We start from the raw sequence: 16,859 nt of genomic DNA on the forward strand, positions 1-16,859 counted from the left end.
CATGCGCATCTTTTCCGTCCTTGCCCTGATCATCGCGCTGTTCGGCGGCTACACCTGGATCGTGCTCAGCTGGAGCTACTCGACCGGCGAGCGCGCCGGCTACGTGCAGAAATTTTCCAACAAGGGCTGGTTCTGCAAGACCTGGGAAGGCGAACTGGCCATGGTGACCATGCCCGGCACACTGACCGAAAAGTTCGAATTCAGCGTGCGCGATGCCCAGGTCGCGAAGCAGCTCAACGAAAGCATGGGCCAGCGCGTGTCGCTGCACTACGAGCAGCACGTCGGCGTGCCGACCAACTGCTTCGGCGAAACCCAGTATTACGTCAGTTCGGTGCGCGTGGTCGAGGCGACCGAGGTGGAGCGCCGGATGATGCAGCAGGCGCCGATCACTGCCCCGGCGCCCGCTCCTGCGGCCGCCCCGTCTGTGCCGGCGCAGTGACCGGTTCGCCGCGCGGGCTGGCCTTCCTGCTGGCCGGCCTGTCTGCCATCGGTCCGTTCGCGATCGACACCTATCTGCCGGCCTTCCCCGCGATCGCCGCCGATCTGGGCGCGACGCCGGTCCAGGTGCAGCAGACGCTCACCGTCTATCTCGGCTTCTTCGCGCTGATGACCTTGTGGCACGGCGCACTGGCCGATGCGCTGGGCCGGCGCCGCGTGGTGCTGTGGATGATGGCGATGTTCTTCGCCACCTCGGTCGGCTGCGCCATGGCGACCAGTATCGAACAACTCTGGCTGGCGCGCGCGCTGGCCGGCATGTGCGCCGGTGCCGGCATGGTGATCGGTCGCGCCATCGTGCGCGACCTGTTTGAAGGTGCGCAGGCGCAGCGGCTGATGAGCACCATCCAGCTGCTGTTCGCGCTGGCGCCAGCGGCCGCGCCCATCATCGGCGGTTGGGTGTTCGGCCTGTTCGGCTGGCGCTCCACGTTCTGGTTTCTTGCCGCCTACGCCGCGGTGCTGTGGGTCGCCTGTTTCATCTGGCTGCCGGAAACGCTGGATCCGGCGCATCGGCGCAGCCTGCATCCGGTCAAGCTGGGGCGCGACTACGCGCACATGTTTGCCCATCCAGCGCTGATTGCGCTGGTGCTCGCGGTGTCGATGAATTTCGCCGGCTTCTTTCTGTACGTGCTGTCGGCGCCCGCTTTCCTGATGGACCACCTCGGCGTATCGCCGCAAGGCTTCGCCTGGCTGTTCGGCCCGACCGTGGCCGGCATGATGACCGGCTCGTGGATCTCCCGCCGGCTGGCCGGACACATGGCGCCGATGGTGCAGCTCAAGCTGGCCTACAGCATCATGATCGCGGCCGCCTTCGCCAATGTCGCCCTCAATCTGGCGACCACGGCCAGTCTGCCCTGGGCAGTGCTGCCGATCGCGCTGTACAACATCGGCCAGGCGATCGCGATGCCCGTGCTGTCGCTGCTGGCGCTCGACCTGTTTCCGAAGTCGCGCGGCATGGTGTCCAGCTGTCAGGGCTTTGCCCAGTCGCTGACCAATGCGCTGGCCGCAGGGCTGATCGTCCCGCTGCTGTGGGGTGAACCGCTGCATCTGGCGGTCGGCATGGCCGGCTTCATCATCGTCGGCTGGCTGGCCTGGATGCGCTACCGCTCGCTGCAGACCTGACGGTCCGTATCCGCCGTCCTCTGGGAGCGGCCCTTGTGGGATCGCCGCTCCCACCGCCCATAGAACCTCTGCTGCGCCAAGCCCGGCGCTCAGAGCCAGGTCGCGGTCTTCAGCTCACCGCTCCCACAGCCAGAGCCTCGTCCGCTGCGCCAACGATATGCGCACTCGCTTGGGTCACCGACAGTGCGCGCGCACCACTCGCGATTTATTCCCGGCTCGGCACCGGTTCGGTGCATCGCCAGCGGTGAATACAAAGCCCTCAAACTTTCAATTGGATAGAGTCGAAAAAGCATCGCAAGTCGCGGAAAGAAAGGGATTTCAAGCTGTGGACCGGTTTGTGCTATGCCTACACGTCCTTACAAAAAAGGATGAAAAACAGCGTTGCCCGTAATCAACCGTTCTATCTAGGAGAGGTCCCCTGATGAAGAGAAAGATATTGGCAACTGCGATGGCGCTGGTCGGCAATGTGGCCGCATTCAACGCCCTGGCGCAAACCGCGCCGAAGCAGTTCAGTCTGATCGAGGCAACGGTGCCGCAAATTCAGGAAGCCTTCCACTCGAGGCTTCTGTCTGCAGAACAACTCATCAACATGTATCTGGCACGCGTGGCCAAGTACGACGACGCTGGTCCGAAGCTCAATTCCTACATCTATGTCAATCCGCAGGCAGCTGCCACCGCAAAAGCGATGGACGAAGCCCGCTTCGTGCCCGGCACGCCGATCGGACCGCTGTACGGCGTGCCCATCCTGTTGAAGGACATCATCGACACCGACGACCAGCCGACCACCGGCGGTGCCGTCGCGCTGAAGGATTCGATTCCGCTGGACGACGCCTTCATCACCAAGAAGCTGCGCGACGCTGGCGCCATCATCATCGGCAAGGCGACGCTGAGCGAATTCGCCAACTTCATGACCAGCGGCGGTGTGTCAGGCTTCAGCAATCTGGGGGGCTACGGCTACAACCCTTACGACACGCGTCCGTCGCTCACCAATCCGGATGGCCGACCGTTGCTCAACCCGAGCGGCTCCAGTTCCGGTTCGGGCATTGCGGCAGCCGCCAATCTGGTGGCGCTGACCATCGGTACCGAAACATCGGGCTCCATCCTGAGCCCGGCCAACGCCAACGGTATCGTCGGCATCAAGCCAACCGTCGGTCTGGTCAGTCGTGACGGCATCATCCCGATCACGGCCGATCAGGACACCGCCGGTCCGATGACCCGCACGGTGACCGATGCCGCCATCGTGCTCGGCGTAATTGCCGGTTACGACCCGACCGACCCGGCGACACTGGAATGTCTGGAGCCGGGCAACTGCTTCAGCGACTACACGCCCTTCCTGAAGGCAGACGGTCTGGCCGGTGCCCGCATCGCGGTGCCACCGTTCCCGAACAATCGTGCCGACATCATGAACGCCGCGATCGCCAAGATGGAGGCGCTGGGCGCGACGGTGGTCAGGATTCCGGCTGTGACCTTCCCGAGCACCCCCGGCGTGCTGAACTACGGCCAGAAGCGCGACGTGAACGCCTATTTCGACACGCTGCCCGACAGCTTTCCGATTCAGTCGCTGGCTGACCTCATCGCGTTCAATGCCGAACCGCCGGCGCCGCTGACCACGGCCGACACCATCAAGTACGGTCAGACAACGTTCATCTCGTCGAACAACCTCGACATCAGCCCGGACAGCGCCGACACGCTGAACTATCAGACCAACTTCGCCAACGGCATCAGCCGCTCGCGCACTGCGATCAACAATGCGCTGAACGGTCCGGACGGTGAAGAGGGTACGGCCGATGATTTCGACGCCATCTTCTATTCGGGCAGCGGCAGCGCTGGCACCTGGGCACGCGCCGGCTACCCGAGCATCGTCATTCCGTACGGCTCGGTCATTTCGAACGACGTGCCGATTCCCGCCGGTGTGTCGTTTGCCGGTCGTCGTTTCGGCGAGCCGCGGCTGATCGAACTGGCCTACGCACTCGAACAGGCCACCCAGGGACGCTTCGTGCCGCCGAGTGCGCCGCCGCTGCCGACCGACGTGGTGCTGCGCGGCGACATCGACGGCGACGGCAAGGTGAACAGCAAGGATGTGATGGCCGCCTCGCGCCGGCTGAACCAGCCTGCGACCGGCCCTTACGACAAGGCCGACATCAATGGCGACGGCAAGATCACGGCGCTGGACACGCGCCTGATCACGAATCTGTGCAGCAAGCCGCGCTGCGCACTTTGATCACTCATAGACACGGGACCTGAACATCATGAAATTCGTCAATGCATTGCTTGCTTCAGCTCTGCTGGCCACGGGAGCCGCGCAGGCCCAGGTGGTCACCGCCGTGCCGTCCTCGTCGGAAGTCGCCGTCGGCGACTTCTTCACCGTCGATCTGATCGTATCCGGTCTGGCGGATGCCACCGTCGGCAGCTTCGACTTCGACTTCATCTACGACCCGTTCGTGATGACGTCGTATGGCGTTGTTTTCGGTGAAGGGCTGGACGTGCTCAGTCTGGGTTCGCTGTTTTCGGCGTCGTCTGCGCCCGGCCTGATCAACATCTTCCAGTCGTCGTTCGACTCGATCGAAGACCTGATCGCGCTGCAGCCGGACACGTTCACGCTGGCGACGCTGTCGTTCAAGGCAATCAGCCTGGGCAGCAGTTCGCTGGAAGTGTTCGTGAACGCGATCGGCGACGCCGAAGGCATGGCGCTGCCGGTCGAACTGGGCGCCGGCATGGTGACCGCGGTGCCTGAGCCGCAGACCTACGCCTTGCTGCTGGCCGGTCTGGGCCTGATCGCCCTGTCCGCCCGCCGCCGTCGCGGCTGAACTTTCGCGTCCTGCAGTGTGAAAAGCCCCCCGTGCCGCAAGGCCGGGGGGCTTTTTTCTTTGCGATGCTGCGCGGTCCATTTGGGGGCGGCCCCTGTGGGAGCGGCTCCCACAAGAAGCGGCTCCCACAAGAGAGGCGGCTCGGCAAGCAGTGGATCGCCCCTTCCTGTCGCCCATCCAGCGCCGGTCAGAACTCCAGTGTGTCGGCGAACTTAAGCGCCGACATCTGCGCGCGATTGACCTGAATGGCGTCCAGGCCGAGCGAGTGCGTCAGCTCGCGCAGCGCACCAGCCGACACATCCTCGCAGGCGCGCGCCAGTTTCAGGAAGGGCGTGTAGGCGCCGTCGTTGCCGAGCAACGCGTCGGTGATCGGGTCGGGCAGCGTCATTTCTTCGAGCACGGCATCCATCGGTGCGCCGAGCAGCTTGTCGAGCAGCGAAAAGGCGCCGGTGATGAACAGGTTGTCGTGCTCCTCGCGCGGAAAGAACTCCGCGCCGAGCACTTCCATCAGCCGGCCGCGCGCAATCGCCGCCTGCATCAATGCCGGTGCCGACGGGTCCTTGCCGGCGGTGACCAGCAGCAGCGACAGCCACTTGTTCAGCTTTTCATAGCCGAGGATGACCACCGCGTGGCGGAAGGACTGCACCTGACACATCAGGCCGAAACCGGCCGAATTGATGTAGCGCAGCAGCTTGAACGACAGCGCCACGTCCTGCTTCAGGGCATCCTCGATCTGTTTGGGGTCGGCGTTGCGGCGCACCAGATTGAGCACGCGCACGATCTGCGCGTGCGCCGGGGCCAGCTTTTTCGCCGTGGTCTGGTTGGCCTTGAAGAACCAGCCCGTCGCGCCGCCGTAGCCGGCCTTGATCGCGGCGTCGAACGCCAGCGGATCGGCCACCCCGGTGGCGAGAAGGATGCCGGGCACGCGGATGGTGACCGGCTGCACCCGCGCGTCCGCCATGACGAAGCGAAAGCCGAGGCCGGACGGCAGTTCGGTGCCCACCTTGTAGTCGCCCAGCACCAGCGGTACGCCGGCCTGCGCGAGCTGCAGCACCGCCTCTGCGCAGGCCGGATCGGCAAGTTGCACCGCGCCGACTTCCATCATGGCTCCTTCCGGCGCGATCCAGTCGGCCAGACTGGCGTCGGGTGCGCAGCCGGCGAGGCTGACGAACACCGGGCGAGCCGGCGGCCAGTCTTCGCCGATGGCGTCCAGCGCCGCCACGGCGTCGCCGCAGGCGGGCGCATGCACGCGCAGCCGGGTGGCCGTGATCGCGCGCTGCTTGTTGATGACCGGTTCGCGGGTGAAGAAGACGTCCTGGCTCATTGCGGTGAATAGGTAAATGAGTCTGCGTGAAAGTGCTCTATCGGCAGATTGCACTGTCGGGTGAAGTCCGCCTTCGCGGCGTCGATCATCGCCGGTCCGCCACAGGCATAGACCTGATGGCCGGCGAGATCGGGCAGGTCGGCCAGGACCGCCTGATGAACGAAACCGGAGCGTCCGGTCCAGGCGTCGTCGGTCGCCGGTTCCGACAGCACCGGGATGTAGCGGAAACCGGGCAGCCGGCCGACCCAGCTCGCCGCCAGATCGTGCATGTACAGATCCTGCTTCGTGCGCGCGCCCCAGTACAGCGTGATCGGCTTGTCGTAGCCGGTTTCGATGGCGTGTTCGATGATGGCCTTGATCGGCGCGAAGCCGGTGCCGCCGGCCACCATGACCACCGGCCGGTCGACCTCCTCGCGCAGGAAGAAGCTGCCCAGCGGCCCCTCGAAGCGCAGGATGTCGCGCTCCTTCATCGCGCCGAACACATGAGCGGTGAAGTGGCCGCCCGGCACCTCGCGGATGTGCAGCGTCAGGAATTCGTCGTCGTGCGGCGCGTTGGCGATCGAAAAGCTGCGCCGCTTGCCGTCGCGCAGCAGGAAGTCGATGTACTGCCCGGCCAGGTACTGCAGCCGTTCGTTGGCCGGCAGCTTCAGGCTGACCGCCATCACGTCCGGCGCAAGCCGTTCCAGTTTCTGCACCCGGGTCGGCATGGTGCGCACCGCGATGTCCTTCATGCCGCCGACTTCGCGGCATTCCAGTTCGAGGTCGGAGCGCGCCGTGGCGCAGCAGAACAGCGCAAAGCCCTGCGCCTTTTCGGCGTCGGTCAGCTTGGCCGCCTGATGCTTTCCGTAATCGACCGTGCCGGACAGGACTTTCCCCTTGCACGAACCGCAGGCGCCGTTGCGGCAGCCATAGGGCAGATTGAAGCCGGCCGCCAGCGCAGCGTCGAGCAGGCGGGTTTCGGTGTCGGTGGTGAAGGTGTGCTGACTGGGCTTGAGGGTGACCTGATAGGACATGGCAGCGTGAGACAATCCGTGAATGAACAAGGTAAAGCGACCACAACGCACGGCCCCGGCGGGGTGGTGCGGCAAACGGTCAAGGGTGCTGATTGTAGGCTGTGGCGACGTTGCACGTCGCGCGCTGCCCTGGCTGGCACCGCGGGTGAGGGTATGGGCCATGGTGCGCAACGCGGAATCGGCTGCGGAACTGCACCGGCTGGGCGTGCGCTGCGTGCGTGGCGATCTCGATGACGCGGCCAGCCTGCGCCGCGTGGCGGCACTCGCACCCTGGGTGTGGCACTTTGCACCGCCGCCCGCCTCGGGTGAGGGCGATCCGCGCAGCCGCCGCCTGGTGGCCGCGCTGGCGCGCGCCGGGCGTACCGACCGTCTGTGCTACATCAGCACCAGCGGCGTCTATGGCGACTGCGCAGGCGAGCGCGTGCCGGAAACGCGGCCGTTGAACGCCGGCAGCGCGCGTGCTGCGCGGCGGGTCGACGCCGAATCGGCGGTGCGCCGTCTGGCGCGGCGTGGCGTCGCGGTCAGCATCCTGCGGGCGCCCGGCATCTACGGCCCCGAACGCCTGCCGCTGGACCGCCTCAAGCGTGCCGATCCGGTGCTGCATCCCGATGAGGATGTTTACACCAATCACATCGACGCTTCTGATCTGGGTCGACTTGCCTGGGGCGCGCTGATGCGCGCACGCGGCGGCCGCACCTACAACGCGAGCGACGACACCCGGCTCGCCATGGGCGACTATTTCGACCGCGTGGCCGACGCCTTTGCGCTGCCGCGCCCGCCGCGCGTCACGCGCCAGGAAGCGCGCGCGCGGCTGAGCCCGATGATGCTGTCTTTCATGAACGAATCGCGCGTACTCGAAAACGGCCGCATGAAGCGCGAGTTACGGGTGAAACTGCGCCGCCCCGACGTCGACGCCGTGCTCGCACACGCCCTGCAAACTTTCCAACGCTGAGCCACGCAATGACCAGTACCTATCTGTGGGCCAAGGCCCTGCACATCGTTTTCGTCACCAGCTGGTTCGCCGGCCTGTTCTACCTGCCGCGCCTGTACGTCAATCTGGCCATGCTCGGTCCGGACGAAACCGCGGTGCGCGACCGCCTGCTGCTGATGTCGCGCAAGCTGCTGCGCTTCATGGGCCCGCTGGCCGGTCTGGCGGTCGGTTTCGGCCTGTGGCTCTGGCTGGGCGAAGGTATCGGCGGCGGCTGGATGCACGCCAAGCTGGTGCTGGTCATTTTCCTGATCGGCTATCACCATTACTGCGCGCGCCTGTTGCGTGCGTTCGAAGCCGGTCGCAACACGCGCAGCCATGTCTGGTATCGCTGGTTCAACGAAGCGCCGGTGCTGCTGCTGTTCGTCGTCGTGCTGCTGGTCGTGCTGAAACCTTTCTGATCCCATGACGAATTTCCCGCCGAAAAGACTCCCGCCAAAGACATCCGCGCCGCGCCCGGCTGCGCCCGCCGTACGCTCCACGGCTGCACCTGCCGTGCGCTCCATTCGCCGCGTACCCCGCCCCGAAGGCGAAATGCCGCCCGAGCTGCTGGGCGAGCAGCGCTATTTCTCGCCCTGTCCGCGCGGCTTGGAAGCCGTGCTGGCCGACGAACTGGTGGCGCTCGGCGCCGACACCGTGAAGGCCGTGCCCGGTGGCGTCGCCTTCGAAGGCCCGTGGGCGCTGGTGTATCGCGTCAATCTGGAAAGCCGCATCGCCACCCGCGTGCTGTGGCGTGTCGGCCACGGGCCGTACCGCAAGGAAGAAGACATTTTCAAGCTGGCGCTGGACCTGGGCTGGGAGCGCTGGTTTTCGCCACGCTGCACGCTGCGCGTCTACACCACCGCGGTGCGCTCGCCGCTGAAATCGGTCGATTTCGTCACCCTGCGCGTGAAGGATGCGATCTGCGACCGCATGCGCGAACAGACGCGCTCGCGGCCGAGCATCGACACGGTGGCGCCGGATGTGCGCGTGCACGTTTTCCTGACCGACCGCGATGCCACGATCTATCTCGATACCTCGGGCGAGCCGCTGTACAAGCGCGGCTTCAAGGTGGCGCACGTCGAGGCGCCGCTGAAGGAGAACCTCGCCGCCGGCATCATCCTGCTGTCCGGCTGGGACAAGGTCGAACCCTTTTTCGACCCGATGTGCGGCAGCGGCACCTTCCTGATCGAGGCGGCGCAGATGGCACTCGACATCGCGCCCGGACTCGGCCGCAGCTTCGGCTTCGAAAAACTCACTGGCTATCGCGCCGCCGACTGGCACGCCGTGCGCGACGCAGCCGCCGCACGTGCCCAGCCCGCGCGCGAATTGCCGATCTACGGCTCGGACATCGCCGGCCGCGAAGTCGCGCGCTGCAAGGAAAACCTGCAGGCGGCAAAACTGCCCTGGGTGGTGCGGGTCGAGGGCTTCGACCTGATGGACCGCGAGCCACCGGCCGACCACGGCGTGCTGGTGACCAATCCGCCGTATGGCGAGCGGATCGGCGAAAAGCAGGCGCTGGCAACCTTCTATCCGAAGCTGGGCGACCTGCTGAAGCAGCGCTACAGCGGCTGGCGCTGCCTGTTCATCACCGCTGACACCGACTTTCCGAAGTTGATCAAGCTGAAAGCGAGCCGCCGCACGCCGCTGTACAACGGCGCACTGGAATGCCGGCTGTACGAGTACCGCATGGTCGAAGGCAGTCTGCGCGCGCCGCGCGCCGAGGCAGCGCCGGATCCGTGAAGGAGGAGGCAGCAATGAGTCTGACAAGGGTTCTGTGCGTACTGGCGGCGATCGTCACACTGCCGGCGGCCGCCGGAGAAGCGCCGCCGGCCGCAGACTGGCACCTTGCCGGCCGGCTCGGCCAACTGCAGTTCATCGTCGTGCCGGAGGCGTCGGCGCGCGACCGCGCCTACTACGACCGCATCATCGAAACGGTGTGCGATGACGACACCGCGTCCTGCTTCCTGCGTTTCTTCACCAACGCGAGTGGCGTCGCGATGAGCTTTCCGCTGCCCGACGCAGTGCTGGCGGAACCGACCGTCATGTACCAGCGCTCCGCCAAACACCGGACCGAGCAATTCCAGTGGAGCTGCCGGCTCGGGCTGGCGCAAAGCGTCTGCTTCTAGAACCTACCGCCGACGCTCATTGAGCGCTGCGCGGCAGCACCCACCCGGCGCGCGGAAAGTGGCAGGTGTAGCCGTTCGGAATGCGTTCCAGATAGTCCTGGTGTTCCGGTTCGGCTTCCCAGAAGTCACCGACCGGCTCCACCTCGGTCACCACCGGCCCCGGCCACAGGCCTGACGCATTCACGTCGGCGATGGTGCGCAGCGCCTCGTCGCGCTGCGCCTCCGACACCCAGTAGATTGCCGACCGGTAGGCCAGGCCGCGATCGTTGCCCTGCCGGTTTTTCGTCGTCGGGTCATGGATCTGGAAGAAGAATTCGAGCAGCTGCCGATAGCTGATCTGCGTCGGATCGAACACGATTTCGATCCCTTCAGCGTGCGTGCCGTGGCTGCGGTAGGTCGCATTCGGCACATCGCCGCCGGTGTAGCCGACACGGGTTTTCAGCACCCCGGGCAGCTTGCGGATCAGGTCCTGCATGCCCCAGAAACAGCCGCCGGCCAGCACCGCGCGTTCGCTGCTCATCGCGCGCCCTCCACCTGGTCGATGTAGTCGCCATAGCCTTCCGCCGTCATGTCCTTCAGGTGGACGAAGCGCAGCGACGCCGAATTGATGCAGTAGCGCAGGCCGCCGCGTTCGCGCGGGCCGTCGTTGAACACGTGGCCGAGGTGGCTGTCACCGTGTGCCGAGCGCACTTCGACGCGCACCATGCCGAGCGAGGCGTCGCGCAGTTCGGTCACGTGCGCCGGCTCGATCGGCTTGGTGAAGCTGGGCCAGCCGCAGCCGGATTCGAACTTGTCGGTCGAGGCGAACAGCGGCTCACCCGACACGATGTCGACATAGATGCCGGGCGCGTGATTCTTGAGGTACTCGCCGGTACCGGGGTATTCGGTGCCGTTCTGCTGCGTGACGCGGTACTGCTCGGGCGTCAGGCGGGCGAGGGCTTCGGGGGTCTTGGCGTAGGTTTTCACGGGATTCTCCGGCCGGGATGGGATGCAGCCTCTGCAGGTGCTGCCGCACAGAGGGATTTAAAGCCCGCGAGTTCCGTCTGTCGAGCACACGGCAGGCAGATCGCAGGCCACCCTCACTCGTGCGCCTGCTCCGGATAGATGATGATCGACAGGAAGCGGATCGGCACTTCGGTGAGCTTTTCCGGGCCGTGCGGCACATTGCCGTCGAAGGTGAGCGCGTCGCCCGGCTCCAGCGAGTGGATGGTCTTGCCGTGGCGGTAGTCGATGCGGCCTTCCAGCATGTAGATGAATTCAGTGCCGGGGTGCTCGAACACCGGGAAGGTGGCCGAGGTCTGTTCGATGGTGATCAGGAAGGGCTCGAACAGCTTGGTCGGCCCCTGGTGGTAGGACAGCAGGTGATAGGTGTGGCCGCTCTTCGTGCCGCGCCGCGCCACTTCCATGCTTTCGCCCGCTTTCACCAGTTGCGCCCCGCCGCCTTCGGTTTCGTAATCCTTGAACAGTGCCGACAGCGACACGCCGAGCGCGCGCGCGATACGCGACAGTGCGTCGAGGCTGGTTGCGGTCTGGCCGTTCTCGATGCGCGACAGCATGCCGCGGCTGATGTCGGCGCGGTCCGAAATGTCGGCGATCGTCAGCCCGTGTGCGCGGCGCAGCTCGCGGATCGTGGTGCCGAGGTAGCGCTCAAGTTCGCCTTCCATCGCACTGTCTTGCGTGCTCATTGTTGTGGCCTCCCTGTTCTGGCTGTGCGCGATTTTACGTGCCAGGTTTCATCGTACGAATTTTTGTTGACTCCTGCTTTAAAAGGTTCATGATTTGAACTAAAGTTGCTTCACACGAACATTGTCGTGAAGCGAGTCGCCCACCGGCGGTCGCCCTGCAGCCTGGAACTGCGGAAACTCAACTTCGGAAAATTTCATGCCCTGGCGCCTATTGCGGTTCGGTCTGTCCAAGTCACATCCGGAACCGCGGATGTTCACGACCCACGACACGCTGAAACCTTCGTACGACGTGGTGATCATCGGCGGCGGCGGCCACGGGCTGGCCAGCGCCTACTACCTGGCGCGCGACCACGGCATCACCAATGTCGCGGTGCTCGAAAAAGGTTACATCGGCGGCGGCAACACCGGCCGCAACACCACCATCATCCGCTCGAACTACCTGACGCCCGAAGGCGTCAAGTTCTACGACAAGTCGGTGCAGCTGTGGCAGGACCTGTCGACCGAGTTCGACCTCAACCTGTTCTTCTCCACCCGCGGCCACTTCACGCTGGCACATACAGACTCGGCGATGCGCACGATGCGCTGGCGCGCCGAGGTAAACAAGCACTACGGCATCGCGTCCGAAGTGGTCGGGCCGGAAGACGTGAAGCGCGCCACGCCGCAGATGGATCTGTCCTGTGGCGGCCACGCGCCGATCCAGGGCGCGCTGTACCACGCGCCCGGCGCGGTGGCCCGTCACGACGCGGTCGCCTGGGGCTACGGCCGCGGCGCCGACATGCGCGGTGCCGAAATTCACCAGCAGACGGCGGTCACCGGCATCGAGGTCAAGGGCGGCAAGGTGGTCGGCGTGCACACCACGCGCGGCTTCATCGCGACCAGCAAGGTGATCTGTGCGGTGGCCGGCTTCACGCCCCGCATCACCGACATGGTCGGCATCAAGACGCCCATCTACATTCACCCGCTGCAAGCCATGGTGAGCGAGCCGATGAAGCCCTGGCTTGATTCCATCCTGGTGTCGGGCAGCCTGCACATCTACGTCAGCCAGAGTTCGCGCGGCGAACTGGTGATGGGCGCCTCGCTCGATCCGTACGAAGTGCAATCAACACGCTCGACGCTCGACTTCCCGGAAGGCCTGTCGGCGCATCTGCTCGACATGTTCCCCTTCCTGTCGCACGTGAAGGTAGTGCGCCAGTGGGCTGGCATGGCCGACATGACACCCGACTTCGCACCGATCATGGGCATGACGCCAATCGAGGGCTTCTACCTCGATTCCGGCTGGGGTACCTGGGGCTTCAAGGCGACGCCGGTCTGCGGCAAGACCATGGCCTGGACCGTGGCGAACGACAAGCCGCATGAACTGATCACCGGTTTTTCGCTGGACCGCTTCCGCAACTACGCGCTGACCGGCGAGAAGGGAGCGGCAAGTGTGGGTCACTGAGTTTGTCAATGAGTGGGTCATGGAATCCTTGCCCGTATCCCTTCGCCGGACTGCAGGAGCGACGACATGAAATTGATGACCTGTCCGGTCAATGGCACGCGGCCGGTATCGGAATTCGTCTACTGGGGCGAAATCCGCCCGATGCCGGATCCCGACGCCTGCAGCGATGACGAGTGGGCCGCTTACGTGTTCAACCGCAATGGCGCACCCGGCGTGAAGAAGGAGTGGTGGTGCCACACGCCGTCGAACACCTGGTTCATCGCCGAACGCGATACCGAGAAAGATTTTGTGCTGCGTACCTATCTATTTGGAGATGACCGGTGAAGCGCCTGCCCGCCATGCCCGACGAGTGGATCGACCGCAACACGGTCGTCCGCTTCCGTTTCGAGGGATCCGCATTCGAAGGTCTTGCCGGCGACAGCATTTCCAGTGCGCTGTGGGCCGCCGGCCAGCGCGCGCTCGGCCGCAGCTTCAAGTACCACCGGGTGCGCGGCATCCTGTCGGCCGCCAACCATGACGTGAACGTCATGCTGCAGGACGGCCCGCGCCTGAACACCCGTGGCGACGTCACTGCGCTGCGCGACGGCATGGACCTCACGGCCGTGAATACCTTCGGCGGCGTCGCCAACGACCGCGCACGTGTGCTCGGCCTGTTCGCACGCTTCCTGCCGGTCGGCTTCTATTACAAGGCTTTCCATTCGAAGCGGCTGTTCCCGACGTGGGAACGCATGTTCCGCCGCATCACCGGTCTGGGCGTACTGGATTTCAACACGCCGCACGTGCGCACGCCCAAGCGCTATGACTTCTGCGACGTGCTGGTGATCGGCGCCGGTCCGTCCGGCCTGTCCGCTGCACTGGCCGCGGCCGATGCCGGGGCAAACGTGGTCATCGTCGACGAGAACGCACACGCCGGCGGCAGCGGCCTGTTCCAGCTCGGTGGCGACGCCGCGCGCCGCGAGCACACGCGGCAACTGCTGCAACGTGTGAGGGCGCACACCCGCATCCGCCTGCTCGAAGGCACCTGTGCCGGCGCGTATTACGCCGACAACTGGGTGCCGCTGATCGACGCCGAACGCATGACCAAGATGCGCGCCGCGGCGGTGGTGGTCGCCAGCGGTGCGTTCGAACAGCCGGCCGTGTTCCGCAACAACGACCTGCCGGGTGTCATGAACGGTTCGGCCATGCAGCGCCTGATCTATCGCTATGCCGTGCTGCCGGCGCAGCGCAGCGTGGTGCTGGCGGCGAACGCCGACGGCTATCGCGTCGCGCTCGATGTGCTGGCTGCCGGCGGCGACGTCGCCGCCGTGCTCGACCTGCGTGCCGACGTGCCTGCATCGCCCCAGCTCGACGCGCTGCGCAGCCGCGGCGTCGAACTGCTCACCGGCCATGCAGTGTATGAGGCGCATGCCGACGGCCGCGGCGCGCTGGCCGGCGTCACGGTGTGCCGCGTCGATGCGGCGGGCAAGGTGGTCGCCGGTTCGCAGCGGCGCATCGATTGCGACGGCTTGGCGATGAGCACCGGCTGGTCGCCGGCCGCCAACCTGCTGTACCAGGCCGGCACCAGGATGCGTTTCGACGACGGCCTGCAGCAGTTCGTGCCGGATGTGCTGCCGCAGGGCGTGTTCGCCTGTGGCCGGGTGAATGGTGCCTACCGCATCGAGTCACGCATTGCCGACGGCCGGCGCGCAGGGGCCGCCGCCGCGGCGCACGCCGGCTTCCCGAGCGCGATCGACGCGGTCATCCAGCCGGAGATTACGCAAGAGAGCGAATCGCCGTCGCACGCCTGGCCCATCGTCGCCCATCCGGATGGCAAGAACTTCGTCGATTTCGACGAAGACCTGCAGGTGAAGGACTTCGAGAACGCGGTGCAGGAGGGCTACGACAACATCGAGTTGATGAAGCGCTTCTCGACCGTCGGCATGGGCCCGAGCCAGGGCAAGCATTCCAACATGACGGCGTTGCGCATCCTTGCGCGCCTGACCGGCAAGTCGCCGCAGCAGGTCGGCACCACCACTGCGCGGCCGTTCTTCCACCCGGTGCCGCTGTCGCATCTGGCCGGACGCGGCTTCAGCCCGCAACGCCAGTCGCCGCTGCACGGCCGCCACGCCAGGCTCGGCGCCGTGTTCATGCAGGCAGGTGCCTGGGAGCGGCCGGCCTACTACGCGGTCGAGGGACGCACGGCGACCGACTGCGTGCGCGCCGAAGTGGCGCGGGTGCGCTCGGCGATCGGTCTGATTGACGTCGGCACGCTGGGCAAGCTGGAAGTGCGCGGTCCGCAGGCGGCCGAATTCCTGAACCGCGTCTATACCGGCCGCTATGACAACATGAAGGTCGGCAGCACGCGCTACGCGGTGATGTGCGACGAGTCCGGCGTGCTGGCCGATGAAGGCGTCGTGGCGCGCGTGGCCGATGACGTTTTCTACTTCACGACGACCTCGTCCGGCTCCGCCACCGTGTATCGCGAACTGTCCCGCCTGAACACCGAATGGCGGCTCGATTGCGGGCTGGTGAATCTGACCGGTGCCTACTCGGCGATGAATCTCGCCGGCCCGGCGTCGCGCGCCGTGCTGGCCACCCTGACCGACATGGATCTGTCATCGGCGGCCTTCCCCTACCTTGCGGTGCGCTCCGGCCATGTGGCCGGCGTGCCGGTGCGCATGATGCGGGTCGGCTTCGTCGGCGAGTGGGGCTACGAAATCCATGTGCCGGCCGAGTACGGCCCGGTGCTGTGGGATCTGCTGATGAAGGCGGGCGAGGCGTCCGGCATCGGTGCCTTCGGCGTCGAAGCGCAGCGCCTGCTGCGGCTGGAAAAGGGCCACCTCATCGTCAGCCAGGACACCGACGGCCTGACCCATCCGTTCGAGGTCGGCATGGACTGGGCGGTCAAGCTCGACAAGCCCTTCTTCACCGGCCAGCGCTCGCTGAAAATCATCAAGAAGCTGCCGCTGAAACGCAAGCTGGTCGGCTTCATGCTGCCGGCCAGCCATATGGGTCAGGTGCCGCAGGAATGCCATCTGATCATTGATGGCGGCGACATCGTCGGCCGCGTGACCAGCATTTCGTGGAGCCCGAATGTCGGTCGCCACATCGGGCTCGCCTTCGTGCCGCCCGAAATGACCGCACCCGGCACGGCGCTGTCCATCCGCGTCACCGATGGAACGATGGTGCCGGCCGAAGTCTGTACGACACCGTTCTTCGACCCGACAGATGCCCGCCAGAAGGAGGCGACATGAACGCACCAGTGCGCATCAGCCCGTTGTTTGACGTGCAGGCGCCGCTCGCCCGGAACTGGACCACCCGCGAACGCATGCAGGTTGTCGCGCGCTTCGGCGCCGACGAAGCCACCAAGCGGGCCAGCGCCGGCATCGGTGATCTGAGTTTCCTGCATCGTACGGGCGTCAAGGGCGCCGGCGCAGCCGCCTGGCTCAATGCGCAGGGCATCGACACGCCGGCGCAGCCCAACAGCTTCCTGCAGATGGCCGACGGCACGCTGGTGGCGCGTCTCGGGCTGACCGAATACCTGATCGAAGATGCACCGGGCGGCACACGCGCCGCCGCATTGATGGCGCAGCCGCCAGGTGAGCGCGTCTATCCGGTGCCGCGCTTCGATGCCGCGCTGGTGCTCACCGGCACGCAGATACCCGAATTGCTTCGCCAGACCTGCGCCTTCGATTTTTCCACGCTGGCAGCACCGGCGCTGGTGATGACTTCCATGGTCGGCGTGGGTGTGACCGCGCTGACGCTCGACAGCGCCGATGGCCCGGTCGTCCGTCTGTGGTGCGACGGCACGTGGGGCGGTTATCTGTGGCTCACGCTGGTCGAGGTGGCGGGCGATCTGGGCGGCGGCGCGGTCGGCGTCGAAGCTTAACGAGACTGAAC

17 protein-coding genes are annotated in these 16,859 nt (G+C 65.8%); 12 read left to right on the forward strand and 5 right to left on the reverse strand.

The window, feature by feature from the left end:
* Position 1: 1 nt before the first annotated feature.
* The 4 genes from Q8R75_RS15190 (at position 2) to Q8R75_RS15205 (ending at position 4,424) form a co-directional block, all read left to right on the forward strand.
* Positions 2 to 439, forward strand: a complete 438-nt coding sequence (locus Q8R75_RS15190; RefSeq protein WP_305614270.1) for a hypothetical protein — start codon at positions 2 to 4, stop codon at positions 437 to 439.
* On the forward strand, positions 436 to 1,617 hold the full coding sequence (locus tag Q8R75_RS15195; RefSeq protein WP_305614269.1) for a multidrug effflux MFS transporter: 1,182 nt from the start codon (positions 436 to 438) through the stop codon (positions 1,615 to 1,617). Before Q8R75_RS15190 ends, Q8R75_RS15195 begins: the two co-directional genes overlap by 4 nt.
* A 421-nt stretch (positions 1,618 to 2,038) precedes the next feature.
* Positions 2,039 to 3,838 carry an amidase family protein gene (locus Q8R75_RS15200; RefSeq protein WP_305614268.1) on the forward strand — a complete coding sequence of 600 codons (1,800 nt, stop codon included), beginning with the start codon at positions 2,039 to 2,041 and terminating at the stop codon, positions 3,836 to 3,838.
* Between the two features lie 28 nt (positions 3,839 to 3,866).
* Positions 3,867 to 4,424, forward strand: coding sequence for a cohesin domain-containing protein (locus Q8R75_RS15205; RefSeq protein WP_305614267.1), 558 nt, complete (start codon positions 3,867 to 3,869; stop codon positions 4,422 to 4,424).
* Between the two features lie 187 nt (positions 4,425 to 4,611).
* On the opposite strand, the gene Q8R75_RS15210 is transcribed toward Q8R75_RS15205, so the two are convergent.
* Together Q8R75_RS15210 and Q8R75_RS15215 are read right to left on the reverse strand one after the other, a co-directional pair.
* A complete protein-coding gene (locus Q8R75_RS15210) occupies positions 4,612 to 5,748 on the reverse strand; it encodes an HDOD domain-containing protein (RefSeq protein ID WP_305614266.1) in 1,137 nt (378 codons plus the stop codon).
* Positions 5,745 to 6,761: a CDP-6-deoxy-delta-3,4-glucoseen reductase gene (locus Q8R75_RS15215; protein ID WP_305614265.1), complete on the reverse strand. Its 1,017-nt coding sequence runs from the start codon at positions 6,759 to 6,761 to the stop codon at positions 5,745 to 5,747. Before Q8R75_RS15215 ends, Q8R75_RS15210 begins: the two co-directional genes overlap by 4 nt.
* A 22-nt stretch (positions 6,762 to 6,783) precedes the next feature.
* Between Q8R75_RS15215 and Q8R75_RS15220 the strand changes: the two genes are divergently transcribed.
* The 4 genes from Q8R75_RS15220 to Q8R75_RS15235 all read left to right on the forward strand — a co-directional run bounded on the left by Q8R75_RS15220 (position 6,784) and on the right by Q8R75_RS15235 (position 9,857).
* The gene (locus tag Q8R75_RS15220; RefSeq protein WP_305614264.1) at positions 6,784 to 7,713 is read left to right on the forward strand and encodes an NAD(P)H-binding protein; all 930 of its coding nucleotides are present in this window, start codon (positions 6,784 to 6,786) and stop codon (positions 7,711 to 7,713) included.
* Between the two features lie 8 nt (positions 7,714 to 7,721).
* On the forward strand, positions 7,722 to 8,150 hold the full coding sequence (locus tag Q8R75_RS15225; RefSeq protein ID WP_305614263.1) for a CopD family protein: 429 nt from the start codon (positions 7,722 to 7,724) through the stop codon (positions 8,148 to 8,150).
* Between the two features lie 94 nt (positions 8,151 to 8,244).
* Positions 8,245 to 9,471 (forward strand): class I SAM-dependent RNA methyltransferase, encoded by a 1,227-nt coding sequence (locus Q8R75_RS15230; RefSeq protein ID WP_305614262.1) that lies wholly within the window; start codon positions 8,245 to 8,247, stop codon positions 9,469 to 9,471.
* Positions 9,472 to 9,485: 14 nt separating this feature from the next.
* Positions 9,486 to 9,857, forward strand: coding sequence for a hypothetical protein (locus Q8R75_RS15235; RefSeq protein ID WP_305614261.1), 372 nt, complete (start codon positions 9,486 to 9,488; stop codon positions 9,855 to 9,857).
* Positions 9,858 to 9,873: 16 nt separating this feature from the next.
* On the opposite strand, the gene msrA is transcribed toward Q8R75_RS15235, so the two are convergent.
* From msrA to Q8R75_RS15250, 3 genes are all read right to left on the reverse strand, one after another.
* The gene (gene msrA / locus Q8R75_RS15240; RefSeq protein ID WP_305614260.1) at positions 9,874 to 10,377 is read right to left on the reverse strand and encodes a peptide-methionine (S)-S-oxide reductase MsrA; all 504 of its coding nucleotides are present in this window, start codon (positions 10,375 to 10,377) and stop codon (positions 9,874 to 9,876) included.
* Positions 10,374 to 10,823, reverse strand: coding sequence for a peptide-methionine (R)-S-oxide reductase MsrB (gene msrB / locus Q8R75_RS15245; protein WP_305614259.1), 450 nt, complete (start codon positions 10,821 to 10,823; stop codon positions 10,374 to 10,376). The genes msrA and msrB overlap by 4 nt, the downstream gene beginning before the upstream one ends.
* 113 nt (positions 10,824 to 10,936) lie before the next feature.
* Positions 10,937 to 11,542, reverse strand: a complete 606-nt coding sequence (locus Q8R75_RS15250; RefSeq protein WP_069038618.1) for an XRE family transcriptional regulator — start codon at positions 11,540 to 11,542, stop codon at positions 10,937 to 10,939.
* A 196-nt stretch (positions 11,543 to 11,738) separates the two neighbouring features.
* Here Q8R75_RS15250 and Q8R75_RS15255 point away from each other — a divergent pair, with 196 nt between their 5' ends.
* From Q8R75_RS15255 to Q8R75_RS15270, 4 genes are all read left to right on the forward strand, one after another.
* A complete protein-coding gene (locus Q8R75_RS15255; RefSeq protein ID WP_336623627.1) occupies positions 11,739 to 12,980 on the forward strand; it encodes an FAD-dependent oxidoreductase in 1,242 nt (413 codons plus the stop codon).
* A 66-nt stretch (positions 12,981 to 13,046) separates the two neighbouring features.
* Positions 13,047 to 13,304 carry a sarcosine oxidase subunit delta gene (locus Q8R75_RS15260; protein ID WP_305614257.1) on the forward strand — a complete coding sequence of 86 codons (258 nt, stop codon included), beginning with the start codon at positions 13,047 to 13,049 and terminating at the stop codon, positions 13,302 to 13,304.
* 14 nt (positions 13,305 to 13,318) lie between these two features.
* Complete coding sequence (locus Q8R75_RS15265) at positions 13,319 to 16,213, forward strand: glycine cleavage T C-terminal barrel domain-containing protein (RefSeq protein WP_305614274.1); 2,895 nt, start codon at positions 13,319 to 13,321, stop codon at positions 16,211 to 16,213.
* Complete coding sequence (locus tag Q8R75_RS15270; RefSeq protein WP_305614256.1) at positions 16,210 to 16,848, forward strand: methylglutamate dehydrogenase; 639 nt, start codon at positions 16,210 to 16,212, stop codon at positions 16,846 to 16,848. The genes Q8R75_RS15265 and Q8R75_RS15270 overlap by 4 nt, the downstream gene beginning before the upstream one ends.
* Positions 16,849 to 16,859: the final 11 nt, after the last annotated feature.

This window comes from Methyloversatilis sp. (genome assembly GCF_030696805.1).
Classification (GTDB): Bacteria; Pseudomonadota; Gammaproteobacteria; order Burkholderiales; family Rhodocyclaceae; genus Methyloversatilis.

Bases quoted from the DNA above. Each gene is read 5' to 3' on its own strand.
- Q8R75_RS15190 (WP_305614270.1), top strand. From the start codon at position 2: ATGCGCATCTTTTCCGTCCTTGCCCTGATCATCGCGCTGTTCGGCGGC.
- Q8R75_RS15200 (WP_305614268.1), top strand. From the start codon at position 2,039: ATGAAGAGAAAGATATTGGCAACTGCGATGGCGCTGGTCGGCAATGTG.
- Q8R75_RS15205 (WP_305614267.1), top strand. From the start codon at position 3,867: ATGAAATTCGTCAATGCATTGCTTGCTTCAGCTCTGCTGGCCACGGGA.
- Q8R75_RS15210 (WP_305614266.1), bottom strand. From the start codon at position 5,748: ATGAGCCAGGACGTCTTCTTCACCCGCGAACCGGTCATCAACAAGCAG.
- Q8R75_RS15215 (WP_305614265.1), bottom strand. From the start codon at position 6,761: ATGTCCTATCAGGTCACCCTCAAGCCCAGTCAGCACACCTTCACCACC.
- Q8R75_RS15220 (WP_305614264.1), top strand. From the start codon at position 6,784: ATGAACAAGGTAAAGCGACCACAACGCACGGCCCCGGCGGGGTGGTGC.
- Q8R75_RS15225 (WP_305614263.1), top strand. From the start codon at position 7,722: ATGACCAGTACCTATCTGTGGGCCAAGGCCCTGCACATCGTTTTCGTC.
- Q8R75_RS15235 (WP_305614261.1), top strand. From the start codon at position 9,486: ATGAGTCTGACAAGGGTTCTGTGCGTACTGGCGGCGATCGTCACACTG.
- msrA (WP_305614260.1), bottom strand. From the start codon at position 10,377: ATGAGCAGCGAACGCGCGGTGCTGGCCGGCGGCTGTTTCTGGGGCATG.
- Q8R75_RS15250 (WP_069038618.1), bottom strand. From the start codon at position 11,542: ATGAGCACGCAAGACAGTGCGATGGAAGGCGAACTTGAGCGCTACCTC.
- Q8R75_RS15255 (WP_336623627.1), top strand. From the start codon at position 11,739: ATGCCCTGGCGCCTATTGCGGTTCGGTCTGTCCAAGTCACATCCGGAA.
- Q8R75_RS15260 (WP_305614257.1), top strand. From the start codon at position 13,047: ATGAAATTGATGACCTGTCCGGTCAATGGCACGCGGCCGGTATCGGAA.
- Q8R75_RS15265 (WP_305614274.1), top strand. From the start codon at position 13,319: ATGCCCGACGAGTGGATCGACCGCAACACGGTCGTCCGCTTCCGTTTC.
- Q8R75_RS15270 (WP_305614256.1), top strand. From the start codon at position 16,210: ATGAACGCACCAGTGCGCATCAGCCCGTTGTTTGACGTGCAGGCGCCG.